The organism is Rheinheimera pacifica (genome assembly GCF_024809855.1).
Taxonomy (GTDB): domain Bacteria; phylum Pseudomonadota; class Gammaproteobacteria; order Enterobacterales; family Alteromonadaceae; genus Alishewanella; species Alishewanella pacifica_A.
The window spans coordinates 1-24106 of the sequence record NZ_JANUEM010000009.1 but is presented as its reverse complement, the minus strand read 5'-3'; the positions used below and the strand labels follow the sequence as shown (position 1 = coordinate 24106).

General features: G+C 50.5%; 20 protein-coding genes. 7 read left to right on the top strand and 13 right to left on the bottom strand.

From position 1 onward, the window contains the following. Positions 1 to 29: 29 nt before the first annotated feature. The 10 genes from M2404_RS12515 to nagZ form a co-directional block, all read right to left on the bottom strand. Positions 30 to 2996, bottom strand: a complete 2967-nt coding sequence (locus M2404_RS12515; protein WP_259240086.1) for a TonB-dependent receptor — start codon at positions 2994 to 2996, stop codon at positions 30 to 32. A 133-nt stretch (positions 2997 to 3129) separates the two neighbouring features. Continuing rightward, complete coding sequence (locus M2404_RS12510) at positions 3130 to 3789, bottom strand: gluconate 2-dehydrogenase subunit 3 family protein (protein WP_259240085.1); 660 nt, start codon at positions 3787 to 3789, stop codon at positions 3130 to 3132. A 1-nt stretch (position 3790) separates the two neighbouring features. Beyond that, entirely contained in the window at positions 3791 to 5587 is a 1797-nt protein-coding gene (locus tag M2404_RS12505; RefSeq protein ID WP_259240084.1) for a GMC oxidoreductase, read from the bottom strand. Between the two features lie 159 nt (positions 5588 to 5746). Further along, positions 5747 to 6652 (bottom strand): sugar phosphate isomerase/epimerase family protein, encoded by a 906-nt coding sequence (locus tag M2404_RS12500; RefSeq protein ID WP_259240083.1) that lies wholly within the window; start codon positions 6650 to 6652, stop codon positions 5747 to 5749. A gap of 12 nt (positions 6653 to 6664) precedes the next feature. Further along, the gene (locus M2404_RS12495; protein ID WP_259240082.1) at positions 6665 to 7399 is read right to left on the bottom strand and encodes a 3-keto-disaccharide hydrolase; all 735 of its coding nucleotides are present in this window, start codon (positions 7397 to 7399) and stop codon (positions 6665 to 6667) included. 214 nt (positions 7400 to 7613) lie between these two features. After that, positions 7614 to 8675, bottom strand: a complete 1062-nt coding sequence (locus M2404_RS12490; protein WP_259240081.1) for a sugar phosphate isomerase/epimerase family protein — start codon at positions 8673 to 8675, stop codon at positions 7614 to 7616. A 7-nt stretch (positions 8676 to 8682) separates the two neighbouring features. Further along, complete coding sequence (locus M2404_RS12485; RefSeq protein WP_259240080.1) at positions 8683 to 9846, bottom strand: Gfo/Idh/MocA family protein; 1164 nt, start codon at positions 9844 to 9846, stop codon at positions 8683 to 8685. A 70-nt stretch (positions 9847 to 9916) separates the two neighbouring features. Next, positions 9917 to 11152 carry a nucleoside permease gene (locus tag M2404_RS12480; RefSeq protein WP_259240078.1) on the bottom strand — a complete coding sequence of 412 codons (1236 nt, stop codon included), beginning with the start codon at positions 11150 to 11152 and terminating at the stop codon, positions 9917 to 9919. A gap of 116 nt (positions 11153 to 11268) precedes the next feature. After that, entirely contained in the window at positions 11269 to 12462 is a 1194-nt protein-coding gene (locus M2404_RS12475; RefSeq protein WP_259240077.1) for an acyltransferase family protein, read from the bottom strand. 4 nt (positions 12463 to 12466) lie between these two features. Beyond that, entirely contained in the window at positions 12467 to 14341 is a 1875-nt protein-coding gene (gene nagZ / locus M2404_RS12470; protein WP_259240076.1) for a beta-N-acetylhexosaminidase, read from the bottom strand. Positions 14342 to 14512: 171 nt separating this feature from the next. Here nagZ and M2404_RS12465 point away from each other — a divergent pair, with 171 nt between their 5' ends. The 4 genes from M2404_RS12465 to M2404_RS12450 are packed head-to-tail and all read left to right on the top strand — an operon-like array spanning position 14513 to position 19083. After that, positions 14513 to 16087 (top strand): sodium:solute symporter, encoded by a 1575-nt coding sequence (locus M2404_RS12465; protein WP_259240074.1) that lies wholly within the window; start codon positions 14513 to 14515, stop codon positions 16085 to 16087. Beyond that, a complete protein-coding gene (locus M2404_RS12460) occupies positions 16087 to 16977 on the top strand; it encodes a glucosamine kinase nucleotide-binding domain-containing protein (protein ID WP_259240072.1) in 891 nt (296 codons plus the stop codon). The genes M2404_RS12465 and M2404_RS12460 overlap by 1 nt, the downstream gene beginning before the upstream one ends. Further along, positions 16967 to 17902, top strand: a complete 936-nt coding sequence (gene murQ / locus M2404_RS12455; protein WP_259240070.1) for an N-acetylmuramic acid 6-phosphate etherase — start codon at positions 16967 to 16969, stop codon at positions 17900 to 17902. Before M2404_RS12460 ends, murQ begins: the two co-directional genes overlap by 11 nt. Further along, entirely contained in the window at positions 17899 to 19083 is a 1185-nt protein-coding gene (locus tag M2404_RS12450) for an exo-beta-N-acetylmuramidase NamZ family protein (protein ID WP_259240069.1), read from the top strand. Before murQ ends, M2404_RS12450 begins: the two co-directional genes overlap by 4 nt. 1 nt (position 19084) lies before the next feature. Here the strand turns inward: M2404_RS12450 and M2404_RS12445 are convergent, their stop codons facing one another. From M2404_RS12445 to M2404_RS12435, 3 genes are all read right to left on the bottom strand, one after another. Then, positions 19085 to 19822 carry a substrate-binding periplasmic protein gene (locus tag M2404_RS12445; protein WP_259240068.1) on the bottom strand — a complete coding sequence of 246 codons (738 nt, stop codon included), beginning with the start codon at positions 19820 to 19822 and terminating at the stop codon, positions 19085 to 19087. Positions 19823 to 19825: 3 nt separating this feature from the next. Next, positions 19826 to 20299, bottom strand: coding sequence for a copper resistance protein NlpE (locus M2404_RS12440; RefSeq protein WP_259240067.1), 474 nt, complete (start codon positions 20297 to 20299; stop codon positions 19826 to 19828). A 241-nt stretch (positions 20300 to 20540) separates the two neighbouring features. After that, complete coding sequence (locus M2404_RS12435; RefSeq protein ID WP_259240066.1) at positions 20541 to 21230, bottom strand: pirin family protein; 690 nt, start codon at positions 21228 to 21230, stop codon at positions 20541 to 20543. 177 nt (positions 21231 to 21407) lie between these two features. On the opposite strand from M2404_RS12435, the gene M2404_RS12430 reads away from it, so the two are divergent. The 3 genes from M2404_RS12430 (at position 21408) to M2404_RS12420 (ending at position 23706) form a co-directional block, all read left to right on the top strand. Next, positions 21408 to 21953 (top strand): NADPH-dependent FMN reductase, encoded by a 546-nt coding sequence (locus M2404_RS12430; protein ID WP_259240064.1) that lies wholly within the window; start codon positions 21408 to 21410, stop codon positions 21951 to 21953. 126 nt (positions 21954 to 22079) lie between these two features. Next, complete coding sequence (locus tag M2404_RS12425) at positions 22080 to 23006, top strand: alpha/beta hydrolase (RefSeq protein WP_259240063.1); 927 nt, start codon at positions 22080 to 22082, stop codon at positions 23004 to 23006. Between the two features lie 118 nt (positions 23007 to 23124). Next, on the top strand, positions 23125 to 23706 hold the full coding sequence (locus M2404_RS12420; RefSeq protein ID WP_259240062.1) for a cytochrome b: 582 nt from the start codon (positions 23125 to 23127) through the stop codon (positions 23704 to 23706). Positions 23707 to 24106 lie beyond the last annotated feature (400 nt).

Here is a 24106-nt window from a genome sequence, read left to right as displayed (position 1 = left end):
TATATATTCTGCCTCTTTGTGTGCATGGTTCAGAAATTAAACGTAATACCGGCATAATAGCGCCGGCCAGAGTAGCTATTGTTTAAAAAGCGTGCGTCGGTGTCGTTACCTAACCTGGATGTTGATTCAGATTTTGTCAGGTTTATAACCGATGCACTTAGCAGCCAGCTCTCTGTCAGGGCGTAGGTGGCATTCACATCCACCTGATCATAAGGGTCCTGATATACGTTTAAACCACTGTTAATGCCCAGTACCGTTTCGCCACGTTTGTTATAAGACGCCCGGATACTGTAATCGTCTGTCTCATAAAACGCCGACAGGTTGTACTGGTACTTGGCACTGCCCACTAAAGGCGATTCACCAAATTTTTCACCATCAACATTCACATCTGCCTGATTAGTTTTGTTGTAGGTATAGTTGGCATTAAGGCCAAAGCCGTTGGCAAAAGCATGCTGGATAAACAGCTCAACCCCCTGCGACTTGGCGTTTGTACCATTACCTACAGTGCTGTAAGGGCTGATAGTGATCTGGCCCGGTTCAACCACACCCGGCTCGCCGGCAAAATCGCGCACCGAGTCAATGATCAGCGGCACCACAAAGTTATCAACGTCTTTATAAAACAGTGCCATCCCCACCGCCGAGCCGGTGCCGTAGTAGTACTCTATTGACAGATCGGCCTGCACAGATTCAAACGGCTTAAGGTTTTTATTGCCGCCACTGCCGCTAAAACCTGGCTGGGTGTTAAAAGCCTCGCGGTCTTTAGCCCATTCATCTGATATAAAGCTGATACGCTCCTGACTACCCAAATCGCTGTAGCCGGGGGGCGACATCACTTTTGCCAGCGCACCACGCACTACCAGATTATCACCGGCATCCCATACCAGGTTCAGGCTGGGTAACACATAGGTTTCTTCAGTGGTTTGCGAGATCAGTTGCCAGTTTTCGACAAAACGGGCGTCGCCGGTTACAGGTAAACCGGTTACATCGTCGGTATGATCAAGAAAGTAGGTGTATAAATCGGTCGACTCGCCGGTGGTTTTGGTTTTTACTACCCGCACACCGGTATTACCGCGGAAATCACCAAAGCTAAAATCGCCCTGCAGATAGAATGCTTCACTTTGCTCACGGATGTTGTAAACAAAATTATCTTCAATCCGGGTATAGGGTTTGTAGTTGCTTAAAATAATGTCACGGTATTTATCCCAGTCGATCACCGGCATCAGGTTAATATTAAAGCCACCGGCAATATTGCCTTCGCCATTTGTTTTTAGTACGTCTTTTGCCAGTGGCATACCGCCATTCCACTGGTAGCTGTCAAACTGATCTATACCCCGGCCACTGGCCAGTGCACCTTCAACATCAAAGTCGGGAGCCAGAAAAAAGTTATTGCCGGTTTCGCGGTGTAATTTGGCATCCCGGAATTTTAAGCCGGTACGAACCAGCGTAAAAATACCCCAGTCGATATCAAAATCAAGGTCCAGCTGATAGTAGCGCTCTTCCAGCGTACTGCGCACAAAGCTGGAATTAGATGAACCCGGATCCCGGCCACCGCCGACACCGCTTAGCAGGTTGGTTAAGGTATTAGGGTCCATATACATTGACATACGGTCACCCGTTGACCAGCCAGCATACTGTGCAGCATTTTCAATAAACGGCTGGTTTTCACCCCAGTTTGAACTTTTATACGCGACATCCCAGCTTTCTGTTGGTCCGCCTTTAGCTTTAGTGTTACCGGCAACCAGCTTCAAGCGGTAACTGTCACCCTCGTAACTGAAGTTAAAATCGAAAGTATCTGAGGTAGACTCTTCCCTGACATAGCTGCCATTCATCCAGGGAAACTGCAAATCATTCTCGGCCCCACCGGCGCCGACGGTATAGTCCATGCCAGTAATAATAGTGCCGGAAGCATCCAGTGTTACACCGGTAAGAAAATTAGGGTTTAATGACCACTCCGGCATCGACACCACTGAACGGGTTCTGTCCTGGCCCAGAGTAAAACCAAAATAGTTAAACCCCAGCTCCAGCCGGTCGGTAGGGCGCCATTGCCCGGTAAGCTGCAAACCCTCACGCTCGCGCTCTTCCTTGGTAACACCAACACGCGCTACCTGTGGAAACCAAACACCATTGTAAACATTACCCTGAGCATCGGTCAGTGCTGCCCAGTTGTTGTTGTTGTCTACCGGGTTGCCGTTAACATCTACCGCTGTATCCGCCACACCGCTCCAACGCCAGATGCTTGAATCGGTACCGCCCGACAACACACGGCTGGTACGGTTTTGCCGGGTATATCCCACCAACAGGCCCAGGCTTTCAGCATCATTTTTCCACGAATACACACCGGTAAATTGCGGTTCGTGTTTGTCGGTAACATCAGCATAGGTTGATTCAATGTTTAGTACGCCGGAATTAGCATCCATCTCAAACGGCTTGCGTGTATGTAACAGTACAGTACCGCCAACCCCACCGGCATCCAGCCGGGCTTCCGGCGATTTAAATACTTCAACGGTTTGGATCATCGCCGACGGCAACAGGGTATAGTCAAAAGAACGTGACGGTTCGCCGGGTGACGATGCAATAAAGTTGCCGTTTAACTGGGTAAACGTAAGATCAGACGATAAACCACGGATACTAACGGTTGAACCCTCGCCGCCGTCACGCTGGATCACCACACCCGGCACGCGCTGCAGTGAATCAGCAACGTTTTTATCCGGAAACTTACCGATGTCCTCAGCGGTAATGGCATCTACCACCGCGCTGGACAAGCGTTTTATCGCCATATTCTCGGCCATACTGGCACGGATACCCCGAACCTGCACTACCTCAACTTCGGCTTCAGTCTTGGTTTCTGCCACTGGCTCAGCTTGCTGCGCCAGTGCTGTATTGCAGCCGGCCGTTAATAGCAGGCTCAGGCTTACTGCCTGTGCCAGCCGGTGTTTGTGCAGCTTTACAGGCTGCGTGATATTCCCCGTTTTGTTGTACATGTTTTTGCTGTACATAGTGTGTTGCTCTCATTTTTTTAGTTTTAAATGTTGTTCTGAGCTATGAGTTTCTCTTACCGCCTAAACGCAGTCAGAACCCTGTTTTCACTTGCGTCACTATTTAGCTGCCCGCTTAACCAGGGGCTTTGGTTTAACTTTTTAGTTTCAGTTTGCGCAGCACCTCATCAGACGGGCCGTCGAAACTGGCCATAGGTTTATTGCCGATATAGCCGATGTCGGCCATACCCGGTTCAGTGGTGTAAAAAGCTGTGGCAGTTAAATCGCGTACTTTGGCAAAGAAACGGGCACCGTGTTTTAAGTTGGCAGCCGCTTTGGGCTCAAAACAAATATCGTCACAAATTTGCCGTTGCTCAGCCGTACTGAGTTGGGCGAATGCCTTACCAAAACGTTTCTTTGCTTCGCCGTTTAACCAGAGCAGGCCACCGCGTACCAGCACAAGATCGGCTTTTTGTTGCGGATAAGGCGCACTCACCCATTCATTAATAAAGTGCTGCGCGCCCAGGCTGGCCGCAGAAGGCGACTGTGCATCGGCCGGAATAATAATGTCAGCCAGTACGGCCAGATCGTCCAGTTCAGCCTGAGTCAGTGTCATTGACCAGGGTACTACCGGCTTGAGCATATCCGGATCGGTAGGCCGGTAAATCAGCTCTGCCCCTTTAGTTTTGGCCGTTACCGCCGCAGCATGGCCCGCCATGCCCAGTACCGGCACGGCTACGGCGGCTGTTGCCAGCAACTTTAAGGCATCCCGCCGTTTTAAGTTGGTGCTGCTGTTGTCGTTATGATCTGCCATATCAGATATTCCTTTGCTTGAACTGCTCAACAATGTAATCACTGGTGCGCCAGGCCAGCGCCATAATAGTCAGAGTGGGGTTTTTATCAGCGTTGGACGCAAAAGGTGCGCCATCAGCAACAAACAGGTTGGGTACGTCCCAGGCCTGACAATACTGATTCAACACCGATTTCTTACGGTCGGCGCCCATAATGGTGCCGCCCACTTCATGAATAATAGAGCCGCCGTTCATAATGGCTTTGCGGCCGTCGGTTTCTATATTGCTGGTTACCTTGCCGCCCATACCGGTAATAATGTCGGCGAAGGTCTTTTGCATATGCGCCGCCTGATTTATCTCATGCTCTGACCACTGCCAGTGAAACTTCAGTACCGGTATCCCCCACTGGTCTACCACTGTCGGATCCAGTTCGGCATAGCTGTTTTCGTTCGGGATCATTTCGCCACGGCCATCAAAGTGCACAAAGGTGCCGTAATAGCGCCGGCACGCTTGTTTAAAACCGGCACCGTAAGCACCTTCAGTAAAGCTTTGCAGGCCGCCAAAAGCACCGGCTCCCGGCATGCCACGGCCACCGCTCATTTCAATGTGATACCCACGGGCAAAATTCAGCTTGCCGGCTTTTTGCTGCTTGTATAGCCACCACGGCTGGTACAGGTGCATACCGGATGAACCGTCTTCATTCATCGGCGGCAGGTTTTCCAGCGCCGGAATTTGCCCGCCGACACCTGCCCCAACAGTATCCATCAGATACTTACCCACCAGGCCGGAGCTGTTGGCAATACCATCCGGAAACAGCGGGCTGCGCGAGTTAAGAAAAATCCGCGCCGTTTCGGCTGCACTGGCCGCCACCACAACGGCACGGCCTTTAACTTTTACTTCTTGACGGCTGTTTTTATCGATATAAATTACGCCATCTGCTTTACCGGCCTTATTCAGCGTGACTTCGCGCACCATCGCATCAGTAATAACGGTCAGATTGCCGGTGGCCAGTGCCGGTGGAATTAACACCGTAGTAGACTGGAAATTGGCTTTAATAGAGCAGCCACGGCCGCAAGGTGTAGCCCAGAAACAAGCCGCACGGGATTGCATAGAACCGGCTACCACTTTTTGCCCCAGTTCACTGTTAGGAAACAGCTTTGCCGGCAACCGGGTATGGTCCTGACGCTGGCTCAAAATGGCCAGATGCGCCGGGATCACCGGTATATTCAGCTCATCACAGGATTTTTTCGCCAATAACTCATAAGCACGTGGCTTGGGGGCAGGTTGTAAAATGCCTTCAGGTGAGTCTGGCGTGTTTTCCAGGCCGTGGCCGGTGTCACCGTACACACCAATTAACATTTCGGTTTTATCGTAGTAAGGGGCTAAATCGGCATAGCTTATCGGCCAGTCAAAGCCCTGGCCATCGCGGCTGTAAGGCTTAAAGTCATACTCGCCGTTACGCAGTGAAATGCGGCCCCAGTGGTTAGTGCGCCCGCCCAGCATACGCGCCCGCCACCAGTCAAAACGTTGCTGTGGCTCACGGCTGGCCTGGGTATAAGGTTCACCCGGCACCTGCCAGCCACCATCAATGGTGGCGTCATAAAAACCAAAAGGTTTGTCTGGTGTGCTGGCACCGCGCAACGGTGCCTCTTTGGGCAGGTTAAACATCGGCGTTTCTGTTACCGGATCGTAATGCCGTCCGGCTTCAAGCATTAACACCTTTAAACCGGCAATACTTAATATTAATGCTGACATACCGCCGCCGGCCCCCGAGCCGACTACGATAACATCATATTCCTGTTGTCCGGATGCTCCTGACATCTTGCGCTCTCCTCGTCTGCACACGTTGCACTAATGTGCTTTGTTATAATAATTATGCCGCCTGGCTCCTCACGGCCTGCCGGCCTGGAACTACTCACTTGAACACCAATTTGTAACCGGTTACATCAACAGGCAAAAAACCGGGCTTTAAATTTAACCTCAACGCCCGGTGTAATTGGCTACCGCCAGCAGTAAATCGCGTGTTGCACGGATCCCAGTATCTTCGTCAGCACTTTCACCTTCATACTCAATACCGATATAGCCCTGGTAGCCTGAGCTTTGGATTAATTGCCACATGCGCTGATAGTCGATACTGCTCTCAGCGCCGTTTTCATCAAAGGTATAGCTTTTAGCACTGATGCCTTTGGCAAACGGCAGCAGCAGTTGCGTGCCAAGGTATTTGTCACCGCTAAAGTTACCAAAGTCCGGCAGGCTGCCAATATTACCGGCCTGCTGTAATACCGCAGCAAGCCAGTTGGCATCCATAGAATGGCCCATATGATTTTCAACAATAATGCTGATGCCAAAGGGTGCAGCAAACTGCGCCAGTTGTTGCAGGCCCAATACTGCTGCCTGTTGCATCTTTACTGCGTCGGTTTTGGCGTTATCTGCAATGCTGACGCGGATAGCGTGGCAGCCTAAAAATGCTGCAGCTTCAACCCACTTATAGTGATTTTCTGCCGCCTGCTGGCGCTGCTTTGCATCTATAGCGGCCAGATCGCCTTCAGCGTCTACCATAATCAGTAAACTGCTGACACCGCTGTCATCGGCACGCTGTTTTAGCTGGCGTAAGAAAGTTTTATCCTGCGCCTTGTCGGCAAAAAACTGATTTACGTATTCCACTGCGCCGAGTTGAAAATCGCGGCGGGTTTTTACAGCAAAATCCAGTACCTTTAACTGACCGGAACGTAACTGGCGGTGCAGTGACCACTGGGCCAGCGAAATTTTTGGCTGCACCGGGCTGGCAGCAAACAACGGCCAGCTTAGCGGCAACTGGCTGGCAAAGCCTGCAACAGCAGCCCCGGCAAAAGCCCGAGATAAAAAATGGCGGCGGTTAATAGCCATAACATGCTCCTGTTATAAGGCCCGGATCCGGATCTGACGAAAAGCTATTTTGTCATTATGGTCTTGCAGCATAATATGCCCCGGCTCGTTGGCGCCAAGCACTCTCTTAGGGGCAAATTTGCTGTTGGCAGCACGCTGCTGCCAGTCGGCGGAGCCTAACTCAAACTGCAGCACCAGCTTGCCATTAAGCCAGTGCTCAACCTGCGGGTGGCGCACTACAATCCGGGTATGATTCCAGCTACCGGCCGGTAAATGGGCATCAACTTGCGGTGCGTAAATATCAAATAATGAAGCAGTAAAATGAATAGGGTTGTCATGGCCGGGATAATTATCATCATCCAGTAGCTGGTACTCTAAACCACCGGACCAACCTGCGCTGTTAACCTTGTAGAAGATACCACTGTTGCCGGATGCGGCAATTTGCCATTCCAGTTCCAGCTCAAAATCGGTAAAGCTTTGTTTGCTGACAATATCCCCGCCGCCAGCTGCAGTAAGCACCAGTGCATTGTCGATAATTTGCCACTGCTCGCCAATCGGTTCACCACTCTTGCTTGTCCAGGCTTCGGCAGACTCGCCATTAAATAGCCATTGCCAGCCGCCGGATACTTCTGCAGTGATTTTATCAGTACTAGCAACACCGCTGCTTTCGGAGGTAGTTGGTGCAGGTTTACAGCCGGTAACAGCTGCCATTAACAGCAGGCTGAACACTACTGTACGACAAAACGCATCCGAGTTAACTCTGATCACGTTGACGCTCCCCTTGTTGTGGCCAGCGCTGTTGCTGGCCGGTACCGCTCGTTATAATTATTGTGTTGGCGTGATTCTGCGATCACTGCCAATGAAACCGGTTACATCATTTAAGTTAAATCCGGCTCAGAATTTTGTCAAGCCAGATTGGTTATTTTTTGTCTGTTTTTACAGCGGTGCAGTTATGCACCGCCTGCACGGCTATATGGCAGCCTTAGTCACTTAAACCCAAAATTCGCCGGTTACGATCGGCATCGGTAGCACCACCGGCAAAATCATCAAAGGGCCGCTCGGCCACGCAAATCAGCTGCTTGGCAATAAAAGGAGCACCTTCTGCCGCACCTTGTTGCGGGTGTTTTAAACAGCATTCCCACTCCAGTACTGCCCAGCCGGTATAGCCGTATTGTGTCAGTTTGCTGAAAATAGCGCTGAAATCTATCTGGCCATCGCCAAGCGAGCGAAACCGGCCCGGCCGGTCCAGCCAGCTGCTGTAGCCACCGTAAACACCCGCTTTACCGGAAGGGCGAAACTCAGCATCTTTAACATGAAACGCCCGGATGCGCTGATGATAAAAATCAATAAATTGCAGGTAGTCCATCTGCTGCAGCAGAAAATGGCTGGGATCATACAAAATACAGGCGCGTGGGTGCTGCCCTGTAGCGTTAAGAAAGCGCTCAAATGATAAGCCATCGTGTAAATCTTCACCCGGGTGCAGCTCATAACATACATCTATGTCGGCTGCATCAAAAGCATCCAGCACCGGCAACCAGCGCTGCGCCAGTTCGGCAAAGCCCTGCTCTACCAGCCCGGCCGGGCGCTGTGGCCACGGGTACACAGTATGCCACAGCAAAGCGCCGGAGAAAGTAACATGGCAGTTAAGGCCCAACCGTTTTGACGCCTGCGCCGCCAGTAACAATTGCTCAGTAGCCCATTGTTGCTTCTGCGCTTCGGTTTTCGCGTGCTCCGGGGCAAAGCCCTGATACAGCTCATTGTATGCCGGGTGCACAGCCATTAACTGGCCCTGCAAATGGGTCGACAACTCGGTAATATGCAACTGATAACGCTGGCATAATGCCAGCAGCTGATCGCAATATTGCTGACTTTGTGCAGCTTGCTCTAAATCAAAAATACGTTTATCCCAGGTTGGCAACTGTACGCCTTTGTATCCCTGTTCCGCTGCCCAGCGTAATAATGACTCTAATGTACAGGCCTCACCGGCAGGTGGCAGATACTGCGCCAGAAATATCGCAGGCCCTTTAATTTTGCTTGTCAGCATACATTTATTATCCCGTAAAAGTGTATTGCCCGGCTATGCTTACCCAGGTAGCATTTTGCCTGCTGCTTACCACAGCAGCCTGTACAAAGGCCATGCCGCGCACCGCCTGCTCAATACCTGCTGCAAGGTTGCCGGTTGTGGGTTGGCGTAATGCCAGCGCAAAGTCACGATAAATATTAGCAAAAGCCTCCAGATAGCCCTCAGGATGCCCCGCCGGAGTACGGCAGCAAGCCCGTACCTGCGGTGCCAGGTAGGCTTTGTCAGTACCCGCCTGCCAGGTTTGCTTCGGCTGGCCGTGCATTTGTACTATCAGTTGATCCGGCTGCTCCTGTTGCCAACTGAGTGAACCCAGCTCGCCATACACACTAATTTGTAAACCATTGCCCATGCCGGCACATACCTGGCTGGCCAGCAAAGTACCGCGGGCACCATTACTAAAACGTAGCAAAGCGCTGCCATCATCATCCAGTTGGCGACCGTCTATCACGGTTACCAGATCAGCGCACAACTCTGTTACTTCAAGCGCGCTGATAAACTCCGCCAGTTGAAAAGCATGGGTGCCAATATCAGCAAAGCAACCACTGACACCCGAGCGGGCCGGATCTAAGCGCCACTGCGCCTGGGCACTGCCATCGCTATCGGCCTTATTTGCCAGCCAGCCCTGCGGATAGCTTACAGCAACGCGACGCACCGCACCTAAATTGCCCTGCTGCACTAATAATCTGGCTTGCAGCGCCATTGGGTAAGCGGCATAAGTGTGGGTTAAACCATAATGCAGGCCCGTTTGCTGCACCAGCGCCTGTAGCTGCAGTGCCTCGTCTAATGACAAGGTTGCAGGTTTATCTGACAACACATGAAAACCGGCCTGCAAGGCTGCCTTTGCCACCGGAAAATGCAGATGATTCGGTGTCACTATAGTAACAAACTCTATCCGTTGCTCCGGCGGTAACAGGGCTTCAGCAGCAAACAACTGCTGGTAGGAATCATAGCAACGCGCACTGCTGATACCCAACTGTGCCGCCATAGCAGCGCTGCGTTCAGCCTTACTGCTAAAGCAGCCTGCTACCAGCTCTATCTGGTTATCCAGCCGGGCTGCAATACGGTGTATAGCCCCGATAAAAGCCCCCTCGCCGCCACCAACCATCGCCATTCTGACTTTTGTCTGCGCCATTAACACCCCTTGAAACCGGTTACAACACCGAAAAACCCTACACTGTTTTACTGTAGCAACACCGCTGCGGTTACACTGGTAACCGGCGCTGCTTTGGAAAGCTTAATACAAATACCATTAATACCAACGCCGCTATACCAGCCGGAATTAACCAGATTTGCCACCACTGGTAACCGCTGTCCAGGTGATGCAAATCGGTGATGTAACCGGCCAGACGGAACCCCAGCAACATACCCACACCATAGGTTGCCAGCGTGATCAGGCCCTGCGCTGCTGCTTTTATCTCACGGCCGGCTTTTTGTTCGGTGTAAATCTGGCCGCTGACAAAGAAAAAGTCATAACAAATACCGTGCAGCAAAATACCAAAAAACAACATCCACAATTGCTCGCCGCTGTTACCATAGGCAAACAGCACATAGCGTAGTACCCAGGCCAGCATGCCCACCAATAAGGTGGCTTTAATGCCATAACGGCGTAAAAATAACGGTAGCAGTAACATAAAGGCAATTTCAGACATTTGCCCCAGCGACATTTTTGCAGCGGCGCCGCTGATGCCCAAATCGTTCAGATACAGATTGGCATTCTGATAATAAAACGCCAGCGGAATACAGATCAGCACCGAGGCCAGAAAAAACACCAGGTAAGCGCGATCTTTCAGCAATGCCAGTGCATCCAGCCCCAACAATTGCTTTATAGTAGGCCGCTGCTGCGAGGCCTGTGGTGGAGTATCGGGCAGAGTCAGGCTAAACACGCCAAGCGCCAAAGACGCGCCGGCGGCCAGCATAAAAGTGAACTGCAAGTTCTGGCTGCTTTCCCAGCCAAACCAGCCAATTAACAAACCGGCAGTGATCCAGCCGACAGTGCCTAACACACGGATATGGGCAAACTGCGCGGTTTGTTCTGCCAACTGGCGAAAGCTAATGGCATTAACCAGCGCCAGCGTTGGCATATACACCACCATATACAACAGAATATAGGGGTAAAAGCTGCTAAAACTGCCGCTATAGGCTGCACTAAACAGCAAGGCCGCCCCTACCAGATGCAACAGCGCCAGAATTTTCTGTGCTGCAAAGTAGCGATCGGCAATCAGGCCGATAATAAAAGGCGCGATAATAGCACCGATAGACTGCGTTTCATACGCCATGCCCATTTGCGCACCAGAGGCAGAAAAACGCTGTGACAGATAGGTGCCCATGGTAACAAACCAGGCGCCCCAGATAAAAAACTGCAGAAACATCATGAGCGACAATTTAAGTCGGATGCTGATAGGCATGGCGGTGTTTTTCCCTGTTGATTTTATTGGCATTGGTGGTTGCTAACTCTGTTGATCAGCATACTTTTTATCCACAACAGAAATAACTGTAACCGGTTACACCAAAAATTACAAGCTGGCACGCAGCAGAAAAAACCGCCATCGCCTACTTAAACTTTAAAGATATAACCGCGTTTATAACACCAGTGCATTAACAGGTAGGAAAGCAACAAAAAGCTCAGCGCAAAAGCCAGTGAGCCGTTGTAATCGCCAAACAATGGCTGATACACAGCGCTGAATAACCAGCCGTGTAAAGAGGTATCGCCGACAGACACCATCATCAGTATGCGTGCTGCCACACCGGCAAACATAAAAAACAAAATAGCGTTGGCACCAAACACCACAAAAGGCGCGCTCCATAGCCGCCAGCGTTTAACATCACATAACCACAGGCATGCTGCCAGTGCGATAGCGCAATAACCACTGCTTAACAGTACAAAGCTGGGGGTCCACAAGCTTTTATTAATTGGCAGGCCCATATGCCACAGTTCGGCCAGCCATACTGCCACTACGCCAAATAATAATAAGCCACGAATTTTCTGCACCAGCGTGCGCTCGCTTTGCAGATACTGCGCCATTAACACTCCGGTCAGACAACTGCTGATTGCCGGTAAGGTAGACCAAAGCCCTTCCGGATCAAAAGCAAATGGCGTGGCACTGCGGTAATAAACATGGCTGGCGCCCAGCACCACATGATCCAGCCAGGCAGCAAAACTGTTGCCAAATTCCAATAAACCACGGAACTGATTGCCGTGCGCATCCTGATATGGCAGATACAACATGCCCGCCAGATATAAGGCACACAGCCCTAACAGCCAGCCAATGCGGCCACGGGTGCCGCAATACAGCACAATAAGCACGGTAAAAAAGTACACCAGGCCAATGCGCTGCAATACCCCAAGCCAGCGCAGCGTAAGCAGTTTCTGCTCAATATAGTTGTACGCCGGATCGCGGAAATTGTAATAAAACAGCGCTAAAAACAACCCCAGCGCAAACAGCTTTATGCTGCGCACTGCGGCATGTTTTATCACTGCAATATTGCCACTGCTGTTTTGCCGCTGCAGGCTTAATTGCAGCGACATACCAACAATAACAATAAAAAACGGGAAGATTAGATCTGTTACTGTCCAGCCGTGCCACTGTGCATGCAGCAACGGGCTGTACACATGGCTCCAACTGCCGGGGTTGTTAACCAGTATCATGGCAGTAATTGTCAGGCCGCGCAGCGCGTCCAGCGCCAGCAGGCGCTTTGGCGGTAACACAGAAAGTATTGCTTCGGCGTAACGCTGATACCAGTTAAACATAGTTTTAATACCCGCTAACAGTAACCGGCAGCTTACCGGTTAAACGGTACTGCCCAAGTAAAGCTTGCGCCAGCGCTTCATACACCGCATTACCGGCGCCCATAGCAGTTGGCTGTTCTGACGTGTTATAGGCATAGCTTGCCAGCACTACATCGGCATACTGGCCATAACGGCTGATATCATAGGGTGCACGCATACTTAAAAACACGTGCGGTTTTTTCTTCGCTGTGATCTGCGGCAGTAACGTCTCAAATTGCAGGCTCTGGCGCTCGTAAGCGGCAGCAATATTGGCAATGCCGGTTAAATCATCCATACCGCCAATATCAGCCAGGCTTTGCATAGGGGCAATAAAACCGCTTATTACCAAATCAGCCGCACTAATTTGTGCACTGGCTTTGCTCAGGTCGGTTTGCTGCAAGCTAATGCTGTCAATCACGAAATGATCTTTGCTGTAATGCTGCAGCGCGGCGGCCAGGGCCTTAGCCTTAGTTTGGTCCGGCATAATCAGTAACAGTTTTTTGGTATCACTAAGTTTAAACGGCCAGTAAGACGAAGCCGGTTTTACCTGGGTTATCGCGGCTTTGGCCAGTGCCAGCTCGCTTTGCCGGTGTGCAGCACTACCCAGCAGTTTGCCGGCCAGTTTGGTTTGTTCTGCCGCCGATTTCACCGCCGGTAATAAAGGATACTGCTGCTTTAATGCGACAATGCGCTGATAAGATTCGGCCAGTTCTGTTTTAGCAATAGCACCTTTGTTTACCGCAGCCTCAAGCTCGTTAAGCAGCGCTGCCAGCGCGGTTAGCTCGCTGGGGTGTTGCAGCTTTACCGGCATCAGAGCGATATCGGCACCGGCAGCAAAGGTTTGCACTACTGCTTCGGTGTGGGTAAAAAACTTGCTGATCCCGGCCATATCCAGTGCGTCAGTCACTATCACGCCTTTGTAGCCCATTTCCTGACGCAGTACGTCATGTAAAATGGTGCGCGACAGCGTAGCGGGTTTAAGCATTTCTTCGCCATTTTTCGAAACAAAGGTGCTACTGTCCAACGCCGGAAACTGAATATGCGCTGTCATAATCATACCCGGGGTTTGCTGCTTAATAATGTGTGCAAACGGGTATAAATCTACCTGGCGGATTTGCTCGCTGCTGTGCTCTACCCGTGGTAAGCCTAAATGGCTGTCTACTTCCGTATCGCCGTGGCCGGGGAAATGCTTTAGCGCTGCGATCATGCCGCGCTGTTGCATGGCACTGGTCATAGCATTACCCAGTTCAGCAACTTGCTGTGGGTTTTCGCCAAAAGCCCGCACGTTAATCACCGGGTTTTGCGGATTAACGTTAACATCTATTGTCGGGGCAAAGTTAACATTAATACCCAGTGCCAGTAATTCATCGGCCAGCACTTTACCTGCTTCAGTGGCAAACTTAGTGCCGTGTTCTGCATACGTTGCACCTATTGCCATATTACCGGCAAAAGATGTGGCTAAACTGCGTGGCAGGCGGGCAACCCGGCCGCCTTCCTGATCGATACCGATAAATAGCGGTAATTTAAGTTTTGATGCCGCTGCCGCGCTTTGTAAATCACGGTTCAGCTGCACGGTTTGGGCGACACCGGCCAGGTTTTCTGCAAACAGGATCACGCCGCCGATATCGTAATCACGTACCAGCGTGGCCAGTTCAGGCGGCAGTTTTGTCATCGGTGTGCGGCACTGGCCATTTATCGGCGCTTGTTCGCAATAGTAGCGCAGGTCCAGCATCAGTTTTTGCCCCAGCATTTGTTTTACACTGGCAGCAGGCGTTGCAGATTTAACCGGCATAGCAGCAGCCGACAGAGTAAAGCTGCAGGCGCTGAGCAGCAGTAATGAAGCGCGGGTCAAACATGACATAGAGTTCCCAAGAGATAAAACAACCACGGCGATATCCTGTTATTTTGGCAAAAGCTGCAGGCAGTACAACAAAAATAAATTATTCATTCAAGTAAAATTTAAATGAATACTTTACCCACCTACTATACATTATGGTATGGTTAAGTACTTTTTCTCTGTTAAGAGCTGTGCATGCAACTGACTTTACTGGACTGGACGGTATTTTTTGGTTACTTCGTCATACTGGCACTGACGGGCTGGTATGTAAACCGGCAGAAAGCCGGTAACAGTAATGACTACTTTTTGGCAGCGAACAGCATGCCGGTATGGGTGGTAGCACTGTCGGTGCTGGCCACTTCGCAATCGGCGGCCACCTTTCTTGGCGGCCCTGATATGGGCTTTCGTGGCAACTTAAGCTATATCGCCACTAATATTGGCGCCCTTATTGCTACCTATATCGTGATTAAGTTTTTACTGCCGCGCTATTACCAGCTTAAAGTTACCACGGTGTACGAACTGTTAGAGCAACGCTTTGGTGCCAGTGCCAAAGATCACGCCGGTAAAATGTATTTATTTGGCCGGGTGTTTGCCAGCGGCGCACGGCTTTATATGGCTGCCATTGCCGTAGCCATGCTGCTGTTTAACGACATTCAGGCAGGTAGTGTACTGGCTGCCGTAGTATTACTGGCATTAATTGGCCTGGCCTGCACTGTTGCCGGAGGCATTCGTTCAGTTATTTATACCGATGCATTGCAATGTGGCGTTTATGTGCTGGCTGCGCTGCTGGTGCTGGGCTACCTGTACCAAAGCATTGGGCTGGATCTACCCACCCTGACACAGGCACTTAGCTCACCGGCAGAGGGCGGGCCCTCTAAATTATTACTGTTTGACTGGCGTTTTGATGTCAGCTCAGCGGGTGTTTTTAATATGTGGTCAGCATTAACCGGTTTTATTTTGCTGAATATCGCCGCTTTTGGCTTAGATCAGGACATGACGCAACGTGTGCTCACCTGTAAAGACAGCAAAGCCGGTGCCAAAGCACTACTAAGCTCAGCACTGATGGTGATCCCCATTATGCTGGTGTTTATTCTGATTGGCTTTTTGTTATATATCTTTTATCAGCGCCCAGATTTATACCAGCCAGCGCAAGGTTTTGCTGACAGCTTCGGCGGGGAAAAAGTTACCGTATTTATGTATTACGTATTAAATGAAATGCCGTCTGGCCTGCGCGGTCTGGTAGTAGTTGGTGTAATAGCTGCGGCGTTATCTACTATTACCTCGGGCTTAAATTCTATGTCATCAGTGCTGGTAGCCGACATGTACAAACCCTGGCGGTTAAAGCGCCAGCCCGATACCAAAGACCGGCATTTTGTCCGCGCCGGTCAGTTGGGTATGCTGTTTACTGCTATTACGCTGTCGGCCATGGCTATTTTATGTTTTTACTGGCAGCAGTATTCGGATATGCCACTACTGGCGTTTGCCCTTAGTGTAATGGTGTTTTCATACAGTGGCTTGCTGGGAGTATTTTTTACCGCCTTATTTAGCAAACGCGGCAACCGTTACTCTGTTACCGCAGCACTGTTAACCGGATTTTGCGTAACGCTGCTACTACAACCTTATATTCTGCAACAACTTAGCCCGCAACTGGCTGCACTGGACTTAGGCTTTACCTGGCAGCTGTGTATCGGTACTCTGGTGGCAACATTAGTGTGTCTGGCCGGTAAGCCAACTGAAGAAAAAGACGTTGCCATGGAGGGAGTTAACTAATGTGGATTTTGGCAGTTGATGGTGGCGGCAGTAAAACACTGGCCCGCCTGACCAATACCAGCACCGGCCAGCACTGGCAGCAACAGGCCGGCCCGGCCTCACTGACAAACGATTTTTCGCTGGCACTGAGTAATATTAATTTACTCAGTGCCAGCCTGTGCCAGCAAGCCGGTATCAGCAGCCAGCAAGTGGTGGCGGTACTAGGGCTGGCTGGTGCAGGTAACCCGCAGCAACATCAGCAGGCTTGCCAGCAACTGGCCCGGCACTATGCCAGTTTTTTACTGACAACCGACGCTAAAACCTCTCTTTATGGCGCTAACCTGGGCCAGCCGGTACTGGTAGTAGCACTGGGTACCGGTTCGGTTGCTATGCGCCTGTTGGGCGATGGCGCTGAACAACAGGTTGGAGGCTGGGGTTTTAATATTGGTGACGAAGGCGGTGGTGCCTGGCTAGGAAAACAAGCAGTACGCGAACTGCTATGGCAGGTAGACAGCCTGGCCGGTGTGCAAAGCCCGCTGCTGCAGGCCGTGGCACAACAAATTGGTGACGATGCTGCTGTATTACTGCCCTGGCTGAAAACCGCCAGCCCGAATGATTATGCGGCATTGGCACCACTGGTGTTTAATTATGCCGGGCGCTGTGAAGTTGCCGACACCTTGCTACAACGCCACAGTTCAGCCGTGCACCAACTACTCTGGAGCGCCCGTGAGCAATTTGAGCTACCGGTAGTTTTGTTAGGCGGCCTGGCTGATATTACCGCCCCGCTTTTAAATACAGAATGCCGCGCTTTGCTGCAACCGCCACGCGGTAGCGCACTGGATGGCGCTTTTATTCTTGCAACACAACTAACACACTCTTTACCCCTTTCAGGAAACGGCAATGACAAATAACCAACAGGACTCTTTACTACAACAACTGGATGCCATGAGCTCAGAGGCGCGTAATCCCGATAGTTGGGATATTGATTTGTTGTCGAGCCTGGAGATCGTAAAACGCATTAACGCTGAAGATCAAACCGTGGCACAAAGCATTACCAGCTGCCTTGAACAGGTGGCAGCAGTGGCTGATCGCATAGTAGAAGCCTTTGATGCAGGTGGCCGCCTGGTGTACCTGGGTGCGGGCACCAGTGGCCGGCTGGGTATTCTTGATGCCGTAGAATGCCCACCAACCTACAGCGTGCCATCTTCACAGGTAGTAGCGTTAATTGCCGGTGGTAACGGCGCCGTATACAAAGCGGTAGAAGGAGCAGAAGACAACCCGCAACTGGCGGTAGAAGATTTACAAAGCATAAACCTGCAGCCCAACGATATTCTGATTGGCATAGCAGCCAGTGGCCGTACACCTTATGTGCTGGGCGGCCTGGCCTATGCCCGTAGTATCGGCTGCTTTACCGCCGCCATCAGCTGTAATGCCAATGCACCGGTGCTAAGTGCGGCAGATATCGGTATTGCTGCTGTAGTCGGGCCGGAAGTGGTTACCGGTTCTACCCGGATGAAAGCCGGTACGGCGCAAAAGCTGATTTTAAATATGCTCACCACTACAGCTATGATCCGCAGCGGTAAGGTGTATCAGAACCTGATGGTAGATTTGCACGCCAGCAACGAAAAACTGGTAGCACGCGCAGTACGTATAGTTATGCAAGCCACCGATTGCACACCAGAAACAGCACGTGAAGCGTTAAAAGCTGCCGACATGAGCGCTAAACTGGCCATTTTGCATATTCTCAGCGGGCAGGATATTGAACACTGCCGCCAGCAGTTGCAGCAGCAACATGGCTTTATCCGTAAGGTATTACAGCAAGGTACTCCCCAATGAAACCACTACTGTTATTACTGCTAAGCTGCTGTTTGCTGGCCTGCCAGCCAGATACAGAACGTTCTGATACACAGCAGCAGGCCGAAGCCGGGCTACAAACCGGTGCCGGGCAGTTGCAACAGTACCTGCCGCTGCTACAGGGCAAACGTGTTGGTGTGCTGGTAAACCAGACCTCGCTGGTTGACGGGCAGCATCTGGTTGATGTGCTGCTGGCCAATAAGGTGAATATTGTCAGTATTTTTGCACCTGAGCATGGCTTTCGCGGCGATTACGACGCCGGTGCCAGTGTAAAAAACAGTACCGACAGCAAAACCGGTTTACCGTTGCTGTCGTTATACGGTGCCAGTAAAAAGCCGTCAGCAGAACAGATGCAACAGCTGGATATCGTTATTTTTGATATTCAGGACGTTGGTGTGCGTTATTACACCTATATCAGTTCTATGCACTATATGATGGAGGCTGCAGCCGAGCATAACGTAGCCATGCTGGTACTGGACCGGCCCAACCCGAATGGTGCTTATATAGATGGCCCGGTGCTGGATAGCGCCTTTCAGTCTTTTGTTGGCATGCACCCTATTCCGCTGCTGCACGGTATGACAGTGGCCGAGCTGGCACAAATGATTAAAGGCGAGCACTGGATTGCTAACGCCGACAAACTGCAACTGCACGTAATGCCATTAAGCGGTTATCAGCGCAGCCAGCACTATTCGTTACCGGTAAAGCCCAGCCCGAACCTGCCCAATGATCAGGCCATAGCGCTGTATCCATCACTGGGCTTTTTTGAAGCCACACCACTGAGTGTTGGCCGCGGCACGGAATTTCCGTTTCAGGTAATTGGTTATGACAAGTTTGGTCCTGCCGGCTTTCAGTTTATGCCGGTATCTACCCCAGGTGCGGCATTAACACCGCCATTAATGGACAAACTGCTGCACGGCGAAGATTTGCGCCAGGTAAAAGCACAAGGGCTGAATTTACAGTATTTGCTACAGTGGCATACCTTATTTAAGCAACACAACGAAGTGTTTTTTACCTCTGCCAACTTTATGGACAAACTGGCCGGCACCGATCAGTTAAGGCTGCAAATTGAACAGGGGCAAACCGAACAGCAAATCCGTGCCAGCTGGCAAAACGCATTGCAGCAATTTAAACAGCAACGCCAGCCTTACCTGCTGTATCCGTAGACTAATGCAGGTAGCGTAATACTGCCTGCTGCACCGCGCCGCTTTGCTGTTGTTGCAAAATAAACTGGTTCAGTGCCGGTAATAACGCACGCCATTTAGGGTGCAGGCATAAACTGATGCTGGCTTTGGCTAACCCCTGCTCCAACGGATACAACGTGGCTTGCTGCAACTGCTGCTGCATTAACCAGCGCGCAATAATGTCGTTCATGTAGGCTAAGTCACAACGTTCATTCAGCAACATTTTTAGCTGGGCTTCCTGGCTGGAGGCATCTACCCTGATAAAACCCTGCTGGCTAAAATACGGTTCAAGCTCGGGATATATATAATGCTCGCGGGTACAGATCCGCAATTGACGCGCTGTGGTTAAATCCATTACCGCATCTTCAGGCCTTAAACTAAACAGGTAGTCGTTGTAACTGAGTACCGGATCTGAAAATATCAGTGCTTCCGGCTGACTTAACCAGAGAGGATTAATAAACATGGCGTCAATTTCGCCCTGATACAACGCCTGTTCGGCGCGCAACGGGTTATTGAAAACATAGCGGCTGCTTATTTTTTGCTGGCGGAAAAACGGCTCAAACAACTCAGGCAAAATACCGCTAACCTGCTCTGAGCGCCCGTTAAGATAAATAAAAGGCGGCAACTGGGGATGATGAATAATCAGTTGCCCAGTCTTTGGCTGTGCTATTGCCCCTTCCATGCTTAATACTGCCAACAATAATAACAGCCCAAACTTCATGTTTTACTCCGTGAGTTTCTGCAGGCGATAGCGTGCAGCCATGTCCCCCTCGATACGTTTTCCTTGCTTATCAAGCATAAACAACTGATTTTCTGCAACAAAAAACTGTACAGGTTGCTCCGCCTCCAACAACACCGTGCTACCAATATCACTCCAGTTAAATATGCCCTGTTCAGTAAATACCCTGACTGATTTACCTACATACACCCGTTCCAGCTGATAACTGCCATCAGCATTTAACGTTACTGTGGTATTGATCGCCTCACAATCAGCACAGGGCAACATGCCCTGATAAGTACCGGCCCAATCCAAGCTGGTACGCGCATTATGTGTAGTATCAGCCTGTTGCGTAACACTTTGCGGCGGAGCATTATTTACTGTTTGTTTAGCGGTATTGTCGCAACCGGCGGCCAGTAGTATTGCGGCCGTAACAGCCAAACCTTTAACTAAATTTCTCGTCAAACTCTGCTTTAACATTCTAAGTTCCTAATGTATCGGGCAATGTTGACAGCCAGCATATAAAGTAGCTAATCAACAGCGCTTTACCAGTGCTAAAAGGTGATATTGCGCTGCCTGGGCTGTATAGCGGCTGAATAATCCATACAAAAGGGATAAGCATCATCATGTTATTGTTAGAGGCCCACACTAAAAATATATGGCTTGCTTATCTGGTAATACACAATAAGCAAGCCAGGCCGGAGGGCAACTACCTAGCGGCTTAAGGCAGGTCAAAAATCAGTGCCTTGGCAGCGCTGGTGGCGGTAAGTTGCAATGCGGTTTGCTCACTTACCTTAATACCATCACCGCGCTGCAGTGTATGTCCGGCAACGTCCAGCTCACCGCTGATCAGGTGAATATACACTTTGCGGCCGGGCGCGATATCCAACTGTTGTTGTGCCGCTGTTGCTAAAATCAGCTGATACAGCTGCGCATCCTGCAGTACAGTTAAACTGCCTTCACGGCCATCCGGCGATAATATCAGCGTTAGGCCCGGCTTCTGGCCAAAGTCTTTTTGCTGATACCCCGGCTTACCGCCAAACTGGTTTGGTTGCAGCCATATTTGCAAAAAGGTCAGCTCGTCGTGCTTACTGGCATTAAACTCACTATGGTAAATACCTTTACCGGCGCTCATCAGCTGAAACTCGCCGGCAGGCAGCACTTCGGTGTTACCGGCCGAATCTTTATGCGCAATCTGGCCCGACAGCACCAGGCTTAAAATTTCCATATCTTTATGGCCATGGGTGTCAAACCCGGCACCGGGTGCCACTCTGTCGTCGTTAATTACCCTTAGCGCCGAAAATCCCATCTGCGCCGGATCATAGTAACTGCCAAACGAAAACGTATGCCGGCTTTGCAACCAGCCAAAATCAGCTTTACCGCGATCTGCTGCATAACGTATGTCAAACATTGTCTTTCTCCCGCTCAGGTCTTAAGTTGGGTGTAGCTTATAATTGCTACCCCGGCGACAAAAGCGGAATAATTTGGGCTCAATGTTCAGTTTTTTTGAACTAAAGCACGGCAATGCCACCATAAGCTACACTGGTCCTGAGCGACACAACTACAACACCTACTTACGGAGCTGATTATGAGTATTAATGTGCTGGCCATTTGCGGCAGTTTACGGGCGAAATCCACTAACCGCGGGCTACTGCGTTACGCCCAGGCGCATGCGCCTGACGGTATGCAAATTCATCTGGCCGATCTGCAGGAAGTACCGTTTTACAATGCCGATCTGGCGGAAAAACCCGCCGCAGTAAAACAGCTGTTAAAACAAATTGGCGAAGCCGATGCCTTGCTGTTCGGCTGCCCTGAATATAACTACTCGCTGGCACCGGCGTTGAAAAACGCCATTGACTGGGCCTCACGCGAGCCAGACAACCAGTTGTTAAGCGGCAAACCTGTCGCCATTATGGGCGCCGGTGGCGGCATGGGCACCAGCCGGGCGCAATACCATCTGCGCCAGGTTTGTGTGTATGTGAATTTGCATCCGCTAAACCAACCCGAAGTCTTTGCCAATGCTTTTACCGGCAGCTTTGACAACGATGGTAATCTGACCGATGAAAAAATACAGGGCATGGTGCGTAAGCAACTCGACGCTCTGGCCAAATGGCAACAACAACTGACGCGTTAAGCCACTCCGGCCCGGCTAAGCTTAAACACCGGGCTGCTTTTCTTCTGTGCGTTATCTTCAGCAGTAGGTTGTTTGGTGGCTTTGGGCTAAAATAAGCTACCTTTAACCGCTGCCGGCTATGCCGTTATGAAACTTCTTGCGCTATTGTTATTTATTTTAAGTTGCTCTGCTTTTGCCAAGCTGCCCAAAGTCAGCTCGGGCAGTATAGAACGGCTGGAAAACTATCATTCTGAATTTGTCCCCCCACGCCACATCGACATCTGGCTGCCAGAAGGCTACAACGGCAAGAAAAAATACGCCGTAGTGTATATGCATGACGGCCAGGTGCTGTTTGACGGCAGCAACAGCTGGAACCAACAGGAATGGCGGGTAGATGAAACCGCTGCCAGGCTGATAACAGAGGGTAAAACCCGGCCTTTTATTGTAGTAGGCATTTTTAACGCCGGGCCGCACCGGCACAGTGAGTACTTTCCGCAGCAACCCTTTATGGCTTTAACTGCCGAGCAACAGCAGGCGTTATATCAACCTGCCACAGCGCAACAGGCCTCGCTATTTACACAACCGGTGTATTCAGATAACTACCTTAAGTTTTTGGTGCAGGAGCTCAAACCCTATATCGACAGCCGCTACGCCGTGCATACCGACGCCGCCAATACTTTTATTATGGGCTCCAGCATGGGCGGGTTAATTTCATTGTATGCCATTAGCGAATACCCACAGGTATTTGGCGGTGCGGCTTGTTTATCTACCCATTGGCCCGGCAGCTTTGAGCAACACAACAACCCGGTACCGGCCCAGTTTTTTGCCTATATGCGCAGTAAATTGCCTGAAGCCGGTAAGCACAAACTGTATTTTGACTACGGCACCGCCACGCTGGATGCCTGGTACCCGCCGCTGCAGGCACAGGCCGATGCCATTATCGCCAGCAAAGGTTACAACGATACCAACTGGCAAACCTTGCGCTTTGACGGCGCCGAACACAGCGAAAACGCCTGGGCAGAGCGTTTACACCTGCCACTGGCCTTTTTACTGGGTAACAGCAAAGCACTGTAAGTTACAGCCTGGCTGCATGGTTCGATAATTTACAGCGTTTTCTTCAATAAAATATGTTTTATTTGCCCCATGCTTTTAAACACACTAACAGCCAATACCCGTTTTAAAAGGATACCCCGTGCTTAGAAACTCGGCCTCTCACTATGGTTATGTTGCCAGAGCGCTGCACTGGCTAACCGCCTTGTTGTTTTTACTGGCATATATCAGCGTTTACTACCGGCAGTGGTTTACTGAAGCGCGCACACCGGAAAACTGGACAGCACTGCAACTGCATCTGTCTTTTGGTGTAACCATTGCGGTGTTGGTGATATTAAGAGTGTACTGGCGTTTAACTAACCCGCAACCTGAGCCCGAACCAGGTTCAGCTTTAATGCATAAAGCTGCGCACCTGGGGCATATTGCTTTATATGGCGTGTTAATTGTGATGCCGTTAACCGGTTATCTGGGCACCGGCGTAGCCACTGAATATTTTTTCCTGTTCGATATCCCCAAGTTTGCAGACACCTGGTTATTTCAGACTGTGGTAGCCAATGGTATGGGCCTGAGCTTTGAGCAGTTTGAAGCACCGATGGACTTTATTCATAAACAAGGCGGAGCCTACGTGGTATGGCTATTAATACTCGGCCATGCAGCTGCCGCGTTTTATCATCACCTAAAGCTAAAAGATCGCACGTTGCTTAAAATGTTGGGGCCTAAGTAGGCGGCTTGAGCGTGCTCCCATATTGAATCATGCCCTTTCAAAACTGCATTTGGTGACATTGCAGATGATGCTATGGCCCACCATTGTTGCATTAATACTATTTATCATTGCAATCAAACACAATTTAGTGACATTATTGTAAATAATTATCACTAAAAGGACTGTGAAGATGAAATATCGTATAGAAGATGGTAAATACACTACTTTAAGCCCTCAGGAATTATGGGCATTTTATCGTGGCCTCAGTGGCCTTTATCGGGGAGCAGGGAGTTCGGGCAGCCCTAAACTGGTTAGAGCCAACGGGCCTAAATAACTGATCCTAACTCTGATACACCCGCTGCAAGCCATGACCGCCTCCCGGAAACGGCGCGGCGTTATCCATAAAATGCTCAACCTGCTC